The following is a 16930-nucleotide window of genomic DNA, read 5'->3' on the forward strand; positions in this document are numbered from 1 at the left end:
ATTTGCTTTGCATATTAGAAGTTTTATTGACAACATACTATTGCCAGATCAGTCAAATATTTGGTGTTCTTGTTGCAAGAAAGCATGAATTGCATCTGCTGTTGCATGAGGATGCAAAACAGGAAAAGCATGGCTAACATTTGACATTGTTGCAGTCGTCAGCCTAGGCGATAGTATGACCTGTTTTAATGCATGTTGAACTTGGCTAGGTACTAGAGTGTCATTGCTTGCAAACAAATGGTGGCTTGTGATTGGAAACTCAAGTGTCTGTAAAGCATTGATAGTTTCAAGCAGAGAGAGCCCATGTTGTAAAGCATCAAAAGGCGGGGTGGTTACATGTGATTGCAGTGTAAAAGCCGCCGCTTTTAACTGAGCTTCGCCACGACAAATATTAAAATAAAATTGTTTTAATGTCTGTGCAGGGTGGTCATTGAACTGTGTTTTAAATTGAAAGAATTGTTCCACTGACATCGCATAAGGCCAGTTTTCTTTAGCAACAAAACAAGGATTCGACGCTAAGGTCATTATTTTCGGTGCTGTTTGAGTGTCCTGATATAATCTTGCTGCACACCATATGGCCAATTGCCCACCCAGTGACCAACCAACAATTAAATCTGCTGTTTGTGCTGCACAGTAGATATCTTGCTCAGCATCAAAAAAATCAAATAATTGGACTTGGTGCCCTTGTTGTTGTAAAGCAGACTGCAAAGGTATTAACGCTGTGGCTCCTACCCCCCAACCTGTAATTAATAAAATACGTCCTGTGCTCATGGCTCACATACATGGTGGTTGAGCTGCCATTATAAAGCTGAACGCGCTAATAAATCACGCATCGCATGAGACAATGCGTGATTTATCATTAGGAAATTTATTTTATTTTCTTTTGGATTTCACGCTTTGCATCTTCTAAAGTTTTTGCAAAATCTTTGTCTGCATGTAAGCGTGCAACAATGGCTGAGCCAGTAATTCGTCCTGCATCGACATCACTTTGCCAATGTACACCACAAATAACGCGGCTTTGACCATATTGATAGCCACGCTCTAAAATTTCATTTTGGCGGTCTGGTCTGATTTCAGCCAAAATTAATGCAGATGACCAACCAATGGTTGTATGACCTGATGGATATGCCCCATTTTTACTTAATGATGCTTCATCATTTGGAGTACATGTATGCGAGTTAAAAAACACAAATGGACGCATGCGCATATAATGCTCTTTTGCTGTTTTTGTCGCATAACCACCGGCATCTGTACGTAATTTTCTTAAAATTTCGTATGTCACAGGTGTATTGGTTGGTGAGATTTCCACGCCAAACGCTTCAGAAAATGACTTACCGATATTGGCATCAGACAAATCGGCATCAACTGCAGCTTGTTGCCAGCGCGCTGTTCCTACAAGGCTACGTGCTTGATCATACGCGGCTTTATCTCTTAAAAAATCGACACTATTAAATGCAGGCGGTGCAGGTACGATTTTTAAACTATCAGGAACTTGATTGAGTTGTAAAAAAGAATTATTGCTGTCTGCAGCATGTGCAGTAGATAATAAGCCCAGCGTAAAGAGTACACTGAATCGTGCTTTTATTTTCATGAAAGGTCATTCCTTTGATCAGGTGTAACAAAATATATTACAGATTTCTGACATTAATATGACACATCCTAAATTTAACAACTCTTCTCTTGATCTCTTGTTAAATATCAGTCAGTTTGAGTCATTATTTTTTTAGAATATAGACCTTATCCCATGTATAGCGGCATTGTTTTTGGCACAGAAAAAATTCAAAAAATCGAAGAGAATATCGGTTATAGCACCATTTATGTCACAGATACCCAGTCTTTTTTTACCGATGCTTTTATTGGCGCCAGTGTCGCCATAGACGGTGTCTGTTTAACGGTCAAAGAATTACTGACTGATCAAGGCATGGTAAGCTTTGATATTTCAGATCTGACCAAAGAAGTAACCACACTGAAGGATTTACAGATTGGTCAAGTGGTGAATGTTGAACGATCACTAAAAGTCGGTATGGAAAACGGCGGTCATAGTATGTATGGACATATTGAATCAACCGCATTAGTACAGAACTGTACTTTTAAAGGTGAAACATTACACTTAACCCTTAAACTACCTAGCGAGACAATTAAATATTTCTTTTTGAAAGGTTTTATTGGTTTACATGGCTGTAGTTTAACGGTTAATCATGTCGATAAAGCTCGTGCAGAATTATCTGTGTATTTAATTCCAGAAACATTACGTTTAACCAATTTTAAAGATGTTCAGCCAGGACAGGCGTTAAATTTTGAAATTGATCAAACTACACGTACCCTTGTCGATACATTAACCCATATATATGCGCAACAAGCTGATCTTAAATCGCTTTAAACGGGTAAACACGCTGTCCAAGTAGGTGATGTTTCTGTATGTTGATGGTCTTGTCGATAATGGACACCACGGCTCTCTAAACGTGTTAATGCAGAACACACCATCAACAATGCCACAATAATTTGCTTTTGTTGTGGCTGTTGTTTTTTCCAATACATGAGCTGTGTATATAAGGTAATTAATCCTGCTTGATCTCGTAATAACCCCAAATGCTCACTCATCATTTTTTTTAACTGCGTCATTGAAAAATCGGTATATTCAGGCAAATCATCTATTACTGTCTCATATTGAACCAAATGACCATGTTCAATTTGCGGAGCGACCCACTTCGCTTTAGATGATATATGTTGGGATACATTTAATCCCGTAACCACACACTCAAGCAATGAGTTACTCGCCAAACGGTTTGCCCCATGTAGGCCTGTACATGCCACCTCACCAATTGCATAGAGCTGTGGTAAATCAGTCAAACCTTGATGATTTGCCAATACCCCACCACAGTGATAATGCGCAGCAGGCGTTACAGGAATAGGCTGCTGACAAATATTTAAACCGAGTGATAAACAATATTGATAAATACTTGGAAAGTGCGCTTGAATAAATGAATCTGCTAAATGCGTCATATCCAAGACTACAGGCTGATGATATTTCAACTGCTCTTGCCCATTTGCACGCGCTACAATATCTCTTGGAGCAAGCTCTGCACGATGATCATAATCAGGCATAAAACGATGACCTACCGCATTTCTTAATATGCCACCTTCACCGCGTAATGCTTCTGAAATTAAAAAACCTGCTGCATTTGGTAACGCCAATGCCGTTGGATGAAATTGCACCATTTCAAGATTGACAAGACGACAGCCTGCTTGCCATGCAACCGCTAAACCATCGCCGAATGAATGCGCAGCATTGGTGGTATGAGCAAACAATTGACCCACACCCCCTGTTGCAAGCACAGTAGATGCTGCTTTAATCTCTTGGCTCTCTACCAAAGATGACGTGTAATACCTGACGCCTTGACATTGACCATGCTCAATGCACAGTGAATCAAGCGTCACATCTGTAATACATTCAATATGTTTAGCCGCTAAAACCCGATCTGCTAAAACTTGCATGACTGCAAGACCGGTATGATCTGCCACATGAACAATACGGCGATGATCATGACCACCCTCTTGGGTTAAATGCAGCTCACCATTTACCTGATCAAACTCCACCCCTTGCTCAATTAACCAATCAATGGCCAATGGTGCTTGCTCTAAAATATGGCGGGTATGCTCTAAATGACACAACCCTGCGCCTGCAATATGTGTATTTAAAATATGACGATCAATATGGTCAGATTGATCAATGACAGCAGCAATGCCACCTTGGGCTAAATGACTTGAACATGTCAATAAAGGTGCTTTCATCAGCACAGCCACACGATAATCCGTAGGCATCGCCAATGCAGCTGTTAAACCTGCAAGCCCTGTTCCCACAATGACAACATCATATTCTTTTTGCATGATGTTGCTCGACTAACCATGTTGCATAGGCATCTTTACCACCTGATAAATCAAGTGGTTTCCCTTGCTTAACATGTTGGTATGTGGCTGAAAAATCAAGCATCTTTACAATTGGCTGTTGGGCGCGTTCTAATAATGCGTCATCCACATGTACTTCTTGATGACCATGCTGCAATACATCAGCACATGCTTTTAATCCATTCATTGCCATCCATGGACAAAATGCACATGATTTACAGGTCGCCCCTTTGCCTGCTGTTGGCGCTGCAATAAACTTTTTATTGGGTGCTTGTTTTTGCATTTCATGCACAATGCCTTGATCCGTTGCCACAATGAATGTGTCATGATCTGCTTCCATAACAGCATGCAGTAATTTACTGGTTGAACCCACCACATCGGCATGAACCACCACTTCAGTAGGTGACTCAGGATGCACCAACACCAAAGCATTTGGATGTTTTTGTTTTAAATGTAATAGCTCAATGCCTTTAAATTCATTATGAACAATGCATGAACCTTGCCACAGTAGCATATCAGCGCCAGTTTGATTTTGAATATATGTTCCCAGATGGCGATCAGGCCCCCATAAGATTTTTTTACCTTGTGCATGTAAATAACTTACAATTTCAATGGCAATCGAAGACGTTACCACCCAATCTGCTCTTGCTTTCACTTCAGCACTGGTATTGGCATAAACCACCACTGTACGGTCAGGATGTTGATCACAAAATTGATTAAACTCAGCAATCGGACAGCCTAGATCTAAAGAACATGTTGCATCTAAATCAGGCATGAAGACCCGTTTGTGTGGACTTAAAATTTTTGCCGTCTCTCCCATGAACCGTACACCGACCACAAGTAAGGTCTCCGCAGGATGCGTTTGGCAAAACTTGGCCATCTCTAAAGAATCCCCCACCATTCCACCGGTAGCCAAAGCAAGGTCTTGCAACTCAGGCTCAACATAATAATGGGCCACCATAACCGCATTTTTTTCTTTTAATAATCGTTTGATGTTTGTTTGGTAATGCTGTTGCTGCTGTGCTGATAAAGGCTCAGGTACTTTTGCCCAAGCGTGTTGTAAAGTACATGCCTGTTGTTCTACATGCATCGCATGTTGCTGCATATGGTCTAAAGATGGCTTTTCATACGGGTAATGATTAATTGCTGTCTGCATGTGCTCAATCCGAATCACGAATTAAATTATTATGCTCATAAAGAGTATAACAAAACAATGACTTTTTAATCAAAATGAGTATAAATAAAATAAACTATTGTTTTTAAAGTTATTAATTTAAAAAAGACCAAAAAAAACTTTTTTCTTCCCGAACGGTTGAGAAGCTTTGTTTTTTTACTACAATAAACAAGATAAGACTCAATACAATAAAACTCGAGTATTCATGCCGCATCTTTCTGCTTTAGATTCAAATACCACGCAAAGTCATACTGAACTTGTGGCGGTTTTATTGGCCGTCACTGGCTTTTCGGCACGAGTGTTAACCATACAACAGGGCACACTCCTGCCCTTTGGTCCACTGACGCCAATACATCATTCTTTACAAGCAGGTGCGCGTGCATGGGTACAACAACAAACCCAACAGCCTTTAGGCTATATGGAACAGTTATATACCTTTGTCGACATTAAACGTTCACAACATATTGGTGCACCACTCATCTATGTTAGCTATTTGGGCTTGGTTCGGGAAATCGAACATCCAAACTTAGATCTCGATGTAAAATGGTGTGATTGGTATGATTTTTTCCCATGGGAAAACATTAAATGCCCCACTGTCAACGCTAAAATTCATCTGATTGTTTTAAAAATTCAAGATTGGGTTGATGCAGCGCCAAGCTTAGCGGTCAGACAGACTCGTTTAGAACGAATGAACTTATGTTGGGGGAAAAATGGCTATGAGTGGCTAGAAGAAAATACCTTATTGCGCTATGAACTGATGTATGAAGCTGGGCTCATTGCAGAATCACCTTATTTCGCCAGTCAATTGCCCGAGTATATTACAGGTAAACCGATGCAAAACCATCACCGCCGTGTACTTGCCACTGCGATTTCGCGTTTGCGTGCCAAATTAAAATATCGCCCTGTCATTTTTGATTTAATGCCACCTGAATTCACCTTATTACAACTACAAAAAACCATTGAAGCACTGACAGGCACCGAACTGCATAAACAAAATTTTCGACGTTTAATGCATCATCAAAATATCATTGAAGCCACCGGAAAAGAAGCCGCTGTAGAACGCGGACGACCTGCACAGCTTTATCGTTTTAAGCAAGATGTTTTACAAGAACATTTACTGTCAGGTTATAAACTTCCATTGCTGAACAATTAATTGTTTACATCTAGAGCAATCTGCACTATATACTCTATATGAGCATATATTGGAGATTTGCGATGTCTTTCACCCTGCCTGATATTATTTTACAGACCCAAGTGCAATCTGCATTACTTGAAGATTTGGGACGCCGTGGTGATATTACATCTGCAGCCACCATTCCTGCACAGCACACAGCAGACCTTCATATTGTGGCACGTGAATCAGGCGTGTTATGTGGCTTGGCATTAGCACGTCTTGCATTTACAACACTTGATGCTCAAATTCAATTTCATTCAGATTTAGCAGATGGCGATCTTATTCATGCCGGCAGTATTATTGCCTCAGTACATGGTAATGCACGTGCAATTTTAAGTGCAGAGCGCACTGCACTCAATTTTTTAACCCATTTAAGTGGCATTGCTAGCATTACCCAGCGTATTCAATCAAGTATTGCGCATACCCAAGCACAGCTGACCTGTACTCGTAAAACCATTCCAGGACTCCGTGATTTACAAAAATATGCTGTACGTGTCGGAGGTGGTCGCAATCATCGTATGGGTTTAGATGATGCTATTTTAATTAAAGATAATCATATTGCCCTCGCAGGAGGTGACTTAAAGCAGGTGCTACACCAAGCAAAGCAAGCAGCAGGTCATTTAATTCCGATCGAAGTGGAAGTCGATAACCTTATACAGCTTGAAGCTGTATTAAGTGAAGGCATTGATTTGGTTTTATTGGATAATATGGATACAGCCACGTTAAAAACAGCTGTTGAAATGTGCCAAGGTAAGGCAAAAACTGAAGCCTCTGGCGGGATTACCCCTGCGCGTGCAGTTGAAGTGGCAGAAACAGGCGTTGATTTCTTGGCACTTGGATATATTACTCACAGTGCAAAATATTTAGATATTGGTTTAGATTTTTTATCACCCACAGCACCATAGCGGATGACAACTAACATCGACAGCGATCAATGAATTTACAGACCAAGTAAATATCTCAAGGTATACTTAATTCTACACAAACCAATAATAACAAGGAACGCCATGTTGAATATATTGCAGTCATCTATCATCGGTCTGACATTGGCACTTGCTGTTGGATTTAGTCCAATGGCTTCTGCTGAAAATACACTGACATCACAACCTGAACGCGAGTGGGTGGGTCATACCGCGCCCATTTATAAACTTCAAGATCAGTATGGCAAATGGCATCAATCTAGCCAATATTTAGGCCAATGGGTGGTGCTTTATTTTTATCCAAAAGACAACTCACCCGGTTGTACGCAAGAAGCCAATGCATTTAAAGCGCTTTATCCACAATTTTTAAAACACCATGCTGTGGTATTGGGGGTTAGTTTAGATGATGTGCAGTCTCACCAAAAATTTTCAGAAAAATTAAAACTGCCTTTTCCGATCTTAGCGGATGATAAACAAATTTTGGCCAAATCGTTTGGAATTGTACGCAATTTTGGCATTTTACAAGTGGCAAAACGTGAAACCTTTTTAATCGATCCTAAAGGCAATGTGGTGTATCACTATACCAGTGTTAATAGTCAAACCCATGCCGATCAAGTGCTTAAAGACATTCAAGCCAACCAAAAGTAATTGATCATGTCTGTATCTGTGGCGGCACAAAAGGAATGCATTTTTCATATTCAGTACAGATCTGTCCACTTTTCTTGCGAATGAAATAATCTTGCACCATTTGTGCTTGCTGTTCGACCCCATAGCTTAAAAAATGCTTGCCAGCTTGAAGAATATAACGGTAACGGCGATTCAGAATTGCTTTACGCACTACACGAATTCCTTGCTGTAATTGCCATACATGTACCATTTCATGGATCAACCAAGCTTGGATATGTACATCAGCTGTTGAAAAATCAGGACGCCAATTGTATGCATTAAAATAAATATGGCCATTGGGGCTGAGCGCATAATCTTTTAAAATAGCGCGGTGTGCGATAATTCGAATGTGATCTAACTGTTGAATCTGATCGGAAAAAACCGACTCAATCAATTGAATTTCACCCAAAGTTAGCCCACGCTCTTGTACAATAAACCACTGATTTAATTTTTTTAATCCTTGTTTAAACACCATGTCATACCCATATGATCATAAATTGATGAATTATTGATAGATCTGTACATTTTTGTAGTGACTAGACAGTTTTTTAATTTTTTAATCTGAATCTTGATGTAGTTTCGTATATAGTATTCACTACCTAAATGATTCCCAGATATCAGTGTACCACCGACAATACATTGAATAATTAAAGTTAAAAAATCAACGTATTGTTCATCCTTATAGGAAATAGGATTTTGTTTAAATGAAGAACTTTAAAATTGCACTTGCTCAATTTTCTCCACATATTGGTAACCTTGAAAGCAATACTCAAAAAATTATCGAACAGGTAAATCTAGCAAAAAAAGATCATGCAGATTTAATTATATTTCCTGAACTTAGTATTGTTGGCTACCCGGCAGAAGATTTGCTTTTACGTCCAAGTTTAAAAAAGCGAACTTTACACGCGTTTAAACAGCTCAGTGAAATCAAAGATATTGTTATGGTATTTGGTTTTGCACATCAAACAGATGATGGAAAAACATATAACTCTGCAGCTGTCATGAAAGATGGACAAGTTTTAGGCGTATATAATAAGCAAAACCTACCAAACTATAGTGTCTTTGATGAAAAGCGTTACTTTACACCAGGTCAGCAGCATTTAGTCTTTGAATATTGTGGTCATAAATTTGGTGTTTTGATTTGTGAAGATGTATGGAATCTAAATACTGTTCAGCAACTGTCAAAATTAAATGTAGACAGTATTTTGGTGTTAAATTCATCACCATATGAAGTAGGCAAACCTCAGCACCGTGTCACAACCCTATCTGAAGTTGCAAAACAATTAAATGTGAATTTAATTTATGTTAACCAAGTGGGTGGACATGATGACCTCATTTTTGATGGTACCAGCTTCTTAGTCAATCGTAATGGCGAAGTGGCATTTAAAGCTGAAAGCTTTAAAGAAAATCTTTACTTTGTATCATTTCAAGCAGAACAGGCACAATTTCAAAAAACCTTAATTGCACCTGAATTGGATACCATGGCTGAGATTTACCAAAGCCTTGTACTAGCAACAAGAGACTATGTTCAGCGTTCAGGTTTTCCAGGCATTATTTTAGGTTTATCAGGCGGGATCGATTCTGCACTCACGTTAGCAATTGCTGTTGATGCAATTGGTGCAGATAAAGTACAAGCCGTGATGATGCCTTATACGTATACTGCACAAATTAGCGTTGAAGATGCTGCTGAGCAAGCGAAAAAGCTAGGTATTGCTTTTGGTATTGCTGAAATCAATCCAATTGTAAACAGCTACTTAAAAACGCTCTATCCTTTCTTTGGTCAACGTCCAGCAGACACCACTGAAGAAAATCTACAAGCACGTGCACGCGGCACATTGTTAATGGGCTTGTCGAACAAATTTGGTAATTTGGTGTTATCAACGGGAAATAAATCTGAATTGGCAGTGGGTTATTGCACTTTATATGGCGACATGGTGGGTGGCTTTGCGGTCTTAAAAGATGTGTATAAGACAATTGTATTTGAATTGGCAAAATACCGTAATAAAGTCAGTGAACAACCTGTAATTCCTGAGCGTGTGATTAGCCGTCCACCATCGGCAGAATTACGACCAGATCAAACTGACCAAGATGCTTTACCAAGCTATGATGTGCTTGACAGTATTTTATATGCATATATAGAAGAAGATCAAAGCCAAGATGACATTATCGCCAAAGGGTTTGCAAAAGATGTGGTTGAAAAAGTCATTCGCTTGGTCGATCACAATGAATACAAACGTAGACAAGGTGTGATTGGACCACGTATCAGTTCTCGCGCTTTTGGCCGTGAACGACGCTACCCAATCATTAACGGTTGGAAGCCTGGTATCTAATTGAGTACCCCCCAAATCTTTGATTTGGGGTTTTCTTTTCATGAAACATAAAAAAACCATGCATACGCATGGTTTTTTTAAATGGTGGCTATGACTGGACTCGAACCTGTGACCCCAGCATTATGAGTGCTGTGCTCTAACCAACTGAGCTACATAGCCATTTTGTGGTTGCATTATCTATACTAATGTTAAAGTCGTCAACCTCTTTTCATACTTAGATGCTCAGCAAACAAGCAAACTCACCTCAAGATTCATTGATCTCAAGGCGACCATTTTTATTTTTATCCCAATAGACAAACAATTGATTGGCAAAATGGGTTAAATCTTTACGTCGAATCGTCGATTTTCCCTGGGCTATTGCAATGAAGCGTGCATTATAAAAATCAAACCACGCTGATTTAGCTTGTTCTTTATTTTCATGATAGCGCAGCCTAAACTCATTGACATATTCATCTTCTGATAATACCCAGTCGCGATTGGCATCTGTCTGTATAAACAGTTGTTCACGTTCTGTTAAATAGTGCGCCAAGGTAACTTCTGATTGACCTTGACCATGCTGTGCAATAAATGCCTTCACATCAGTTGCAACAGGCATCGCCACTTTGGATTTAAACATAGCACCGCCATGTAATCTTTCTTTGTGGTCTTCAAGTGCAGCATCAGAGGCATTGACTATACCATCTGAATTTTTATCAAATTTTTCAAAAGCTTGTACACCAATGTCTTGAAACTCTTTCAGTGAAATATACGAATCTTTATTTTTATTGAGTACACCAAAGCGCACATGGGCTTGCTGAATAGATGCATCTTCATAAGCTTGAACTGTTTGATCAAAGTCATGCATTTCAAAAGCAATAAATTCAGCCTGTGTGACCTCAGCATGTTTGTTAAATAAAGCATCATACGGCGCAATAAATTGCCGAACAAAAACATCTTTTTTAATCGATGTTGCATCAGCTTGACCTGATAACTCTTTAATCCACCTATTTTGCATTGCTGCGGTAGACTCTTGAAAGCCTGTAAAGTATGGATTCACTGTAGTATCATTTGCCGCAAATACCATGCTACTCATTGCGATGCTACATAACAAAATTTTTTTCATTGACTTTACTCTCTATCAAATACTGACGGGCTATTTTTAATTAAAATTTGAATGCCAAACTAGCAACCACATTACGTCCAGGTAACGTTGCTCGATCAATTAAAGTTGCGCTGGTTAAAGTGCCTACCGTTGCATAATCCCAATATTTTTTATCAAATAAATTATTGAGTGCCACATTGAAAGTGACATGTGAGTTGGCATGCCAATACATGGATAAATCATGAATAACATACCCAGGCACATTTTGATAACTTGTACCAGAAGTACTGACTGTGGTGTCTTTGGCTGCAGTTTTAGCCCCAACAGCTGTACTTGTAAAACCTAAACCAAAACGATGGTCAGGGTCATCATAAGCAACTGTAAAACTGGCTTTTTCAGGTTGAACTGAATTCACCCCACCTTTTACACCACTGTTATTTTTAGATGTTCCTCGTGCTTTACCTGCAACCAATGCCACACTCATGCCAGATGAATATGGAAAAAATTGTGCAAGGTCAATCCGCGTAGACAACTCAGCGCCCCAAATATTGGCTTGAGCTACATTTTGTAATTGATAAATCGCACTCGACAATTGTTTGTAATCAATAAAGTTATGATATTTAGTATAAAACCCTGTTAAATCAAACTTAAGCCCTTCAATAGGTGTGGTTTTTAGACCAATTTCAAAAGCATCACTGCTTTCTTTACTTAAATTACTGTTACCAATAATAGAATAGCCACGTCCAGGATCATAAGTTCCAGACATCTCTGCTGCAGTCGGAATACGATTGCCACGGTTATATTTTGCATAGAGATAATAATTGGGTGACAACACATAACTTATGGCTAAATTTGGCGATAGATACCGATAACTTTCAGATTGAATACTAGATTGAGCCACTGCATTCGATGTCACACTTGAAGTATTTTTCGGGTCATAACTTTGATACTCTGCACGTATCCCTGGGGTAATTTCCAATAACCGCTGTGCAAGTTGAAATTGCATTGTGTCTGCAATATAGAGGCTATATTTATTATTTTCTGATGCCATCATTCGGTTTTGTGTTACGACTGTACCATTGGGATTCGATTGCACCCATGGGCGATTACTTTTGATTTGATTCCATGCCAAACCATAACGAATATGATGATTGGCAAGCTGTTTTTGAGCATCGGTTTTAATGCCATAATTTTTTTCTTGGTAATTATTATCGGTATAACGCATGCCTGTTCCATAAGCACCGCTGTAATAAGATACTGTGTTATTGTCATTATGAGTATCTTGATAAAACGCAGTTGATTTAAGCTGATCAAATAAAGCGAACTGATCTGTGAATAGTGTATGGTCTATACTATAACGAATACGCTGACCATCTACAGTTTGGCTTGCACCTCGTGGATATAAGCTGCCTAAAACATCATTGCTAATAAAACGATCTGTATCTTTTTGATATAAATCAAAAGTAAACCCAAGTTTTTGTTGTGGTGTCAGCTGCCACAACACTTTAGCCAACACAGCATCTGAACGCCAGTCCACAGGATTTTCTTTTAATTGCCCTTCACTTTGTGTTTCATGCCCTTCACGATGTGCATAAGCTACCAATGCTTTTAACGTGTCATTCCCGACTGCACCTGTCAATGATGTAAACCATGCATCATCAGCTGAGCTATAACCACTTTTTAACGTTGCTGCCACCTGCTTATCTGGTGATAAATAATCTTCAGGTGACTTGGTTTTAAAGGTTACACGTCCCCCAATACCATCTGAACTTACATTACTGGTACCTGATTCAATCGACACCTGACTGAACATTTCAGGATCAATAAAATCACGACCTGAACTAAAACTGTTACTTTTCATGCCATCAGGTTCTGTGGTGGCAACAGGTAAATCGACACCATCAATATCTAAACCAATTCGATTTCCTTCAATTCCTCGAATATTATAACCACTGGTACCTGCCCCATCCCATGCACTGCCACCACCACTCACAGCTTTAGGTGCGCTAACCAAGGGCAAATAACGCACGATACTTGCCATATCTGTTGCGCCTGTTTGGTCTAAATTGGCACGGTCAATCACGACTTCAGATTCAGGGACATTATGTTTTTGCTGAGCATAGACTGTCATCACAGGCAATGGGGTGGTTTCAGCATCTTGTTTAACTTCAGCTGCATTTGCAGAAAAAGGTACTCCCAATAAAATCGTCAAACAACAACAGGTTAAATATCGATATTGGAATGACTTTTGGAGCAACACATTTTTCTTAATCAAGGACATCATCACAGCTCTACTGCATATTATTCATATCAAGTCACGCTTAACTGTTTAATTCATAAATTATATAAATGTTATATATAAACAGTTTAAGCACCATTTATTAAATGATAATCATAATCAATAGCATTTATCAACTGTTTTTAGCATGAGATGGATGTAACCCATTCAAATGATGATGCAGGCTTAAACCAAAATAGCGACTATAAAGCTGCCAAAAATTACAGCCTATACCAATTGCCCCTTTATTTTTAATCAGTTTGTTTTACTATCAGATAGAACATCACATCTATGTTGAGACGTATTTATGACGACATCTTCTTCAACTCATGCCATTGATCAAGTTATACAATCACGCCATTCAGTTCGTGCTTTTTTAGATCAACCTGTTCATGTAAATATGATCAAAGAAATTTTAGCTGTTGCAGCGCGTGCACCTTCAGGGACCAATACCCAACCTTGGAAAGTTTATGTTGTAACAGAACAAAAAAGACAAGATATTGTGCAGCAAGTCTGTGATGCACAAAAAGACATCAACACACACCCTTCACTTTCTGCCGACCATCAAGAAACCTTTGCTTATTACCCTCAAACATGGAAGTCACCTTATATTGATCGACGCCGTCAAAATGGGTGGGCACTATATGGACTATTGGATATACAACGTGGTGAAAAAGACAAAATGGCTGCGCAACAACTCAGAAACTTTAAGTTTTTTGATGCACCAGTCGGCTTGTTTTTTACTGTTGATCAAAGCATGGGGGTTGGGGCAAAAATGGATATTGCCATGTTCATGCAAAATATCATGTTGGCAGCCAAAGCGCGTGGTTTAGACACCTGCCCACAAGCTGCATGGAATCATTTTCATTCTATTATTTTACCATTGCTTGGTGCAGATGAAGATGAAGAGTTGGTTTGCGGAATGGCGCTCGGATATGCTGATCCTAAAGCGCAAGTAAACCAATTAGAAACGCCACGTGAAGCTGTAGAAGATTTTGCACATTTCTTAGCGAAATAATAATTTAATACCGTATGGTGAACTTATAAATTTTGCAATAATATAGCTAGATGACTGTTAAATATTTAAAATAAGTCGTTATACTAAAGTCTTAGTGAAGCAGTTAGATTCGACTTCATCCATTTCGTTGAGTAGGGATACCGCATTGAAATTTGGGCTACAGCATATTCATCAAATGACCTATAACTCGTCATTAATGTATAACCTAAGAATCGCGATTGCATTTCTTGGTACCGCGTTTGTTCCTTATTTTCTCAATTTTCAATTGGCAACGATTCCATTGACCTTAGGTGTTGTTGCTGCGGGCTTAAGTGACATTGACGACCGTTTTTCTGCGCGAATTATGAACCAATGTTACACCTATATTGGTTTTTTTATTGCGGCATGCTCGATTCGTTTTTTATTCCCTTACCCTGTTCTATTTGCAATTAGTTTACTGTTTGCCTGTGTCGGTTGGATTTTACTAGGCTCTTTAGGACGGCGTTATGCCACCATTGCTTATGGCTGTTTGGTGGTGTCTGTTTACAGTATGCTGAGTGTCCATTTATTTGAACAATGGTACATGCAACCCGTGTTATTGGTCACAGGTGCAATTTGGTATGGTGTCTTGTCTACACTGTCATCTGTGATTTTTCCAACCCGCCCTGTCGAAGAAAAATTAGCGCGTACATATACATCACTTGCCGGCTTTTTACATGCCAAATCTAATTTATTTGATGTAGACATGAATGCACAGAGCTATCGACAAAGTTGGATTGCTCTGTCTAAAGAAAACAGCCAATTGGTACAACTGTTCAATGAGATGAAAGTTGCGCTTTTAACACGGCTCAAAGGTGACCGCGGTCGTAAGGGTACACGTCGCAGCTTACAATATTATTTCGTTGCCCAAGATATTCATGAACGTGCAGATTCATCTCATATTGATTACCAAATTATTGCTGCACATTTTAAACATAGCGACATTGTTTTTCGTTTTCAAAAAATTCTATTCATGCAAGGTGAAGCATGTAAAAGCCTGAGTAAAAGTATTCGTCACCATACGCCTTACCAACATAACAGTCGTTTTCAATCTGCTTTTGACAACCTCAACTTGTCATTAAAACAGCTGCATATGCAATATCCCGATGACCCAATTTGGATTCGTGCATTTCACTCTTTGTATAAAAATTTAAAGTCAATTGATAGCCAATTAAGAAACTTAGAAACAGAACAAGCACTGAATTTTGAAGACCTAAAACAAGAGAACTTACTGACAGATGATGACTTAAAAGGCTTCTCAGATATTAAGTCACGCTTCATTCAGCATTTCACACCGGAGTCTGTATTATTTAGACATGCGATTCGGGTATCTATTGTCCTATTTGTCTCTTACTTATTTATTCAAACCATGCAAATGAGTCATGGTTATTGGGTCATTTTAACTGCCCTTTTCGTGACTCAACCAAATTTCAATGCCACCAAACGGCGTTTAAAACTCCGTATTATTGGCACAATTATTGGGGTCTGCGTTGGGCTATGTGTGTTTTATCTGATTCCTTCGGTTGAAGGTCAACTTATTGTACTAGTGATTAGTGGCGTACTGTTTTTAGAGTTACGCAGCCAACAATATGCTCAAGCAACTGCATTTGTCACATTATTGGCATTAATCAACTTCAATTTAGATGGCGGCTTAGGCTATAGTGCTGCTCTACCTCGAATTGTTGATACCATCATTGGCTGTTTCTTTGCATGGCTTGGTATGATGTTTATTTTCCCTGATTGGAAATTTAGACGCCTACCTCGAAATATTCGTAAAGCCTTTTCTTCGCAATGTGATTATTTAAACGAAATTATCAAACAATATGTTTCAGGTAAAAATAATGACTTGCCTTATCGGGTCATTCGACGCGCAGCGCATAACAGTGATGCAGAGTTGGCATCAGTCATTTCCACCCTTGCTACAGAGCCTGATTATGATGCACAAAAGAAAAGCCTCGCCTTTGATTTACTGTGCTTAAATCATACATTTTTGAGCTATATTGCGGCCTTGGGTGCCCATCGTGAAAAAATTGATGACCAAAGCATTATTCAACTGTTATATCAAGCCATGGAAGATATTAAAGGTGTTCTCATTCATGATGAAATGCCTGACCTTACAGTTAAAAATGTATTGCAAGATATGCGTGAGAAAATCAATCAAAACCAAACGGATAACCATGCAAGTGTTTTAATTCTACAGCAACTGTCTTTGATGTTTAGTATTGTCAGTCAGCTGAGAACCTTAAAACAGAATTTAAGCTATGATCAAGATGATACAAATGCATATCAGCCTTTTTAAAAGCATGTAATTTGCTGTAATATGCTCACGTCAAATTTAGATTTGATGTTAAAATTCTCAAGTTAT

General features: G+C 39.0%; 14 protein-coding genes and 1 tRNA gene. 7 read left to right on the plus strand and 8 right to left on the minus strand.

Annotated elements, in window-relative coordinates; translation table 11 throughout:
• Positions 1-48: 48 nt before the first annotated feature.
• Together CFY84_RS05525 and CFY84_RS05530 are read right to left on the minus strand one after the other, a co-directional pair.
• A complete protein-coding gene (locus CFY84_RS05525; protein ID WP_088823166.1) occupies positions 49-771 on the minus strand; it encodes an alpha/beta hydrolase family protein in 723 nt (240 codons plus the stop codon).
• Positions 772-868: 97 nt separating this feature from the next.
• Positions 869-1591 (minus strand): acid phosphatase, encoded by a 723-nt coding sequence (locus CFY84_RS05530; RefSeq protein WP_088823167.1) that lies wholly within the window; start codon positions 1589-1591, stop codon positions 869-871.
• A gap of 153 nt (positions 1592-1744) precedes the next feature.
• Between CFY84_RS05530 and CFY84_RS05535 the strand changes: the two genes are divergently transcribed.
• On the plus strand, positions 1745-2380 hold the full coding sequence (locus CFY84_RS05535) for a riboflavin synthase subunit alpha (protein WP_088823168.1): 636 nt from the start codon (positions 1745-1747) through the stop codon (positions 2378-2380).
• Here the strand turns inward: CFY84_RS05535 and nadB are convergent.
• Positions 2377-3888, minus strand: a complete 1512-nt coding sequence (gene nadB / locus CFY84_RS05540; RefSeq protein ID WP_088823169.1) for an L-aspartate oxidase — start codon at positions 3886-3888, stop codon at positions 2377-2379. The genes CFY84_RS05535 and nadB overlap by 4 nt on opposite strands.
• A complete protein-coding gene (gene nadA / locus CFY84_RS05545) occupies positions 3872-4996 on the minus strand; it encodes a quinolinate synthase NadA (RefSeq protein WP_407640198.1) in 1125 nt (374 codons plus the stop codon). The genes nadB and nadA overlap by 17 nt, the downstream gene beginning before the upstream one ends.
• 289 nt (positions 4997-5285) lie before the next feature.
• Here nadA and CFY84_RS05550 point away from each other — a divergent pair, with 289 nt between their 5' ends.
• From CFY84_RS05550 to CFY84_RS05560, 3 genes are all read left to right on the plus strand, one after another.
• Positions 5286-6233 (plus strand): NUDIX hydrolase, encoded by a 948-nt coding sequence (locus CFY84_RS05550; RefSeq protein ID WP_088823171.1) that lies wholly within the window; start codon positions 5286-5288, stop codon positions 6231-6233.
• A gap of 62 nt (positions 6234-6295) precedes the next feature.
• Positions 6296-7159 carry a carboxylating nicotinate-nucleotide diphosphorylase gene (gene nadC, locus CFY84_RS05555; RefSeq protein WP_088823172.1) on the plus strand — a complete coding sequence of 288 codons (864 nt, stop codon included), beginning with the start codon at positions 6296-6298 and terminating at the stop codon, positions 7157-7159.
• A gap of 168 nt (positions 7160-7327) precedes the next feature.
• The gene (locus tag CFY84_RS05560) at positions 7328-7822 is read left to right on the plus strand and encodes a peroxiredoxin (RefSeq protein ID WP_407640199.1); all 495 of its coding nucleotides are present in this window, start codon (positions 7328-7330) and stop codon (positions 7820-7822) included.
• Positions 7823-7826: 4 nt separating this feature from the next.
• On the opposite strand, the gene CFY84_RS05565 is transcribed toward CFY84_RS05560, so the two are convergent.
• Positions 7827-8315: a type IV secretion protein Rhs gene (locus CFY84_RS05565; protein WP_088823174.1), complete on the minus strand. Its 489-nt coding sequence runs from the start codon at positions 8313-8315 to the stop codon at positions 7827-7829.
• A 229-nt stretch (positions 8316-8544) separates the two neighbouring features.
• Between CFY84_RS05565 and CFY84_RS05570 the strand changes: the two genes are divergently transcribed.
• Complete coding sequence (locus CFY84_RS05570; RefSeq protein WP_088823175.1) at positions 8545-10170, plus strand: NAD+ synthase; 1626 nt, start codon at positions 8545-8547, stop codon at positions 10168-10170.
• An 82-nt stretch (positions 10171-10252) separates the two neighbouring features.
• Here CFY84_RS05570 and CFY84_RS05575 read toward each other — a convergent pair.
• From CFY84_RS05575 to CFY84_RS05585, 3 genes are all read right to left on the minus strand, one after another.
• Positions 10253-10329: transfer RNA gene (locus tag CFY84_RS05575), tRNA-Met, on the minus strand.
• Between the two features lie 85 nt (positions 10330-10414).
• Positions 10415-11272 carry a hypothetical protein gene (locus CFY84_RS05580; RefSeq protein ID WP_143218766.1) on the minus strand — a complete coding sequence of 286 codons (858 nt, stop codon included), beginning with the start codon at positions 11270-11272 and terminating at the stop codon, positions 10415-10417.
• 40 nt (positions 11273-11312) lie between these two features.
• Positions 11313-13535, minus strand: coding sequence for a TonB-dependent hemoglobin/transferrin/lactoferrin family receptor (locus CFY84_RS05585; protein ID WP_228149604.1), 2223 nt, complete (start codon positions 13533-13535; stop codon positions 11313-11315).
• A 301-nt stretch (positions 13536-13836) separates the two neighbouring features.
• Here CFY84_RS05585 and CFY84_RS05590 point away from each other — a divergent pair, with 301 nt between their 5' ends.
• Both CFY84_RS05590 and yccS read left to right on the plus strand, forming a co-directional pair.
• Positions 13837-14547 carry a nitroreductase gene (locus tag CFY84_RS05590; RefSeq protein ID WP_088823177.1) on the plus strand — a complete coding sequence of 237 codons (711 nt, stop codon included), beginning with the start codon at positions 13837-13839 and terminating at the stop codon, positions 14545-14547.
• 145 nt (positions 14548-14692) lie between these two features.
• Positions 14693-16864: a YccS family putative transporter gene (gene yccS / locus CFY84_RS05595; protein WP_407640189.1), complete on the plus strand. Its 2172-nt coding sequence runs from the start codon at positions 14693-14695 to the stop codon at positions 16862-16864.
• The last annotated feature ends 66 nt before the right edge of the window (positions 16865-16930 follow it).

The sequence above is a fragment of the Acinetobacter apis genome (assembly GCF_900197575.1).
In the GTDB taxonomy this organism is placed as follows: domain Bacteria; phylum Pseudomonadota; class Gammaproteobacteria; order Pseudomonadales; family Moraxellaceae; genus Acinetobacter; species Acinetobacter apis.

Coding starts and splice junctions, on each gene's coding strand:
- CFY84_RS05525 (WP_088823166.1), bottom strand. CDS start 771: ATGAGCACAGGACGTATTTTATTAATTACAGGTTGGGGGGTAGGAGCC.
- CFY84_RS05530 (WP_088823167.1), bottom strand. CDS start 1,591: ATGAAAATAAAAGCACGATTCAGTGTACTCTTTACGCTGGGCTTATTA.
- CFY84_RS05535 (WP_088823168.1), top strand. CDS start 1,745: ATGTATAGCGGCATTGTTTTTGGCACAGAAAAAATTCAAAAAATCGAA.
- nadB (WP_088823169.1), bottom strand. CDS start 3,888: ATGCAAAAAGAATATGATGTTGTCATTGTGGGAACAGGGCTTGCAGGT.
- nadA (WP_407640198.1), bottom strand. CDS start 4,996: ATGCATGTAGAACAACAGGCATGTACTTTACAACACGCTTGGGCAAAA.
- CFY84_RS05550 (WP_088823171.1), top strand. CDS start 5,286: ATGCCGCATCTTTCTGCTTTAGATTCAAATACCACGCAAAGTCATACT.
- nadC (WP_088823172.1), top strand. CDS start 6,296: ATGTCTTTCACCCTGCCTGATATTATTTTACAGACCCAAGTGCAATCT.
- CFY84_RS05560 (WP_407640199.1), top strand. CDS start 7,328: ATGGCTTCTGCTGAAAATACACTGACATCACAACCTGAACGCGAGTGG.
- CFY84_RS05565 (WP_088823174.1), bottom strand. CDS start 8,315: ATGGTGTTTAAACAAGGATTAAAAAAATTAAATCAGTGGTTTATTGTA.
- CFY84_RS05570 (WP_088823175.1), top strand. CDS start 8,545: ATGAAGAACTTTAAAATTGCACTTGCTCAATTTTCTCCACATATTGGT.
- CFY84_RS05580 (WP_143218766.1), bottom strand. CDS start 11,272: ATGAAAAAAATTTTGTTATGTAGCATCGCAATGAGTAGCATGGTATTT.
- CFY84_RS05585 (WP_228149604.1), bottom strand. CDS start 13,535: ATGATGTCCTTGATTAAGAAAAATGTGTTGCTCCAAAAGTCATTCCAA.
- CFY84_RS05590 (WP_088823177.1), top strand. CDS start 13,837: ATGACGACATCTTCTTCAACTCATGCCATTGATCAAGTTATACAATCA.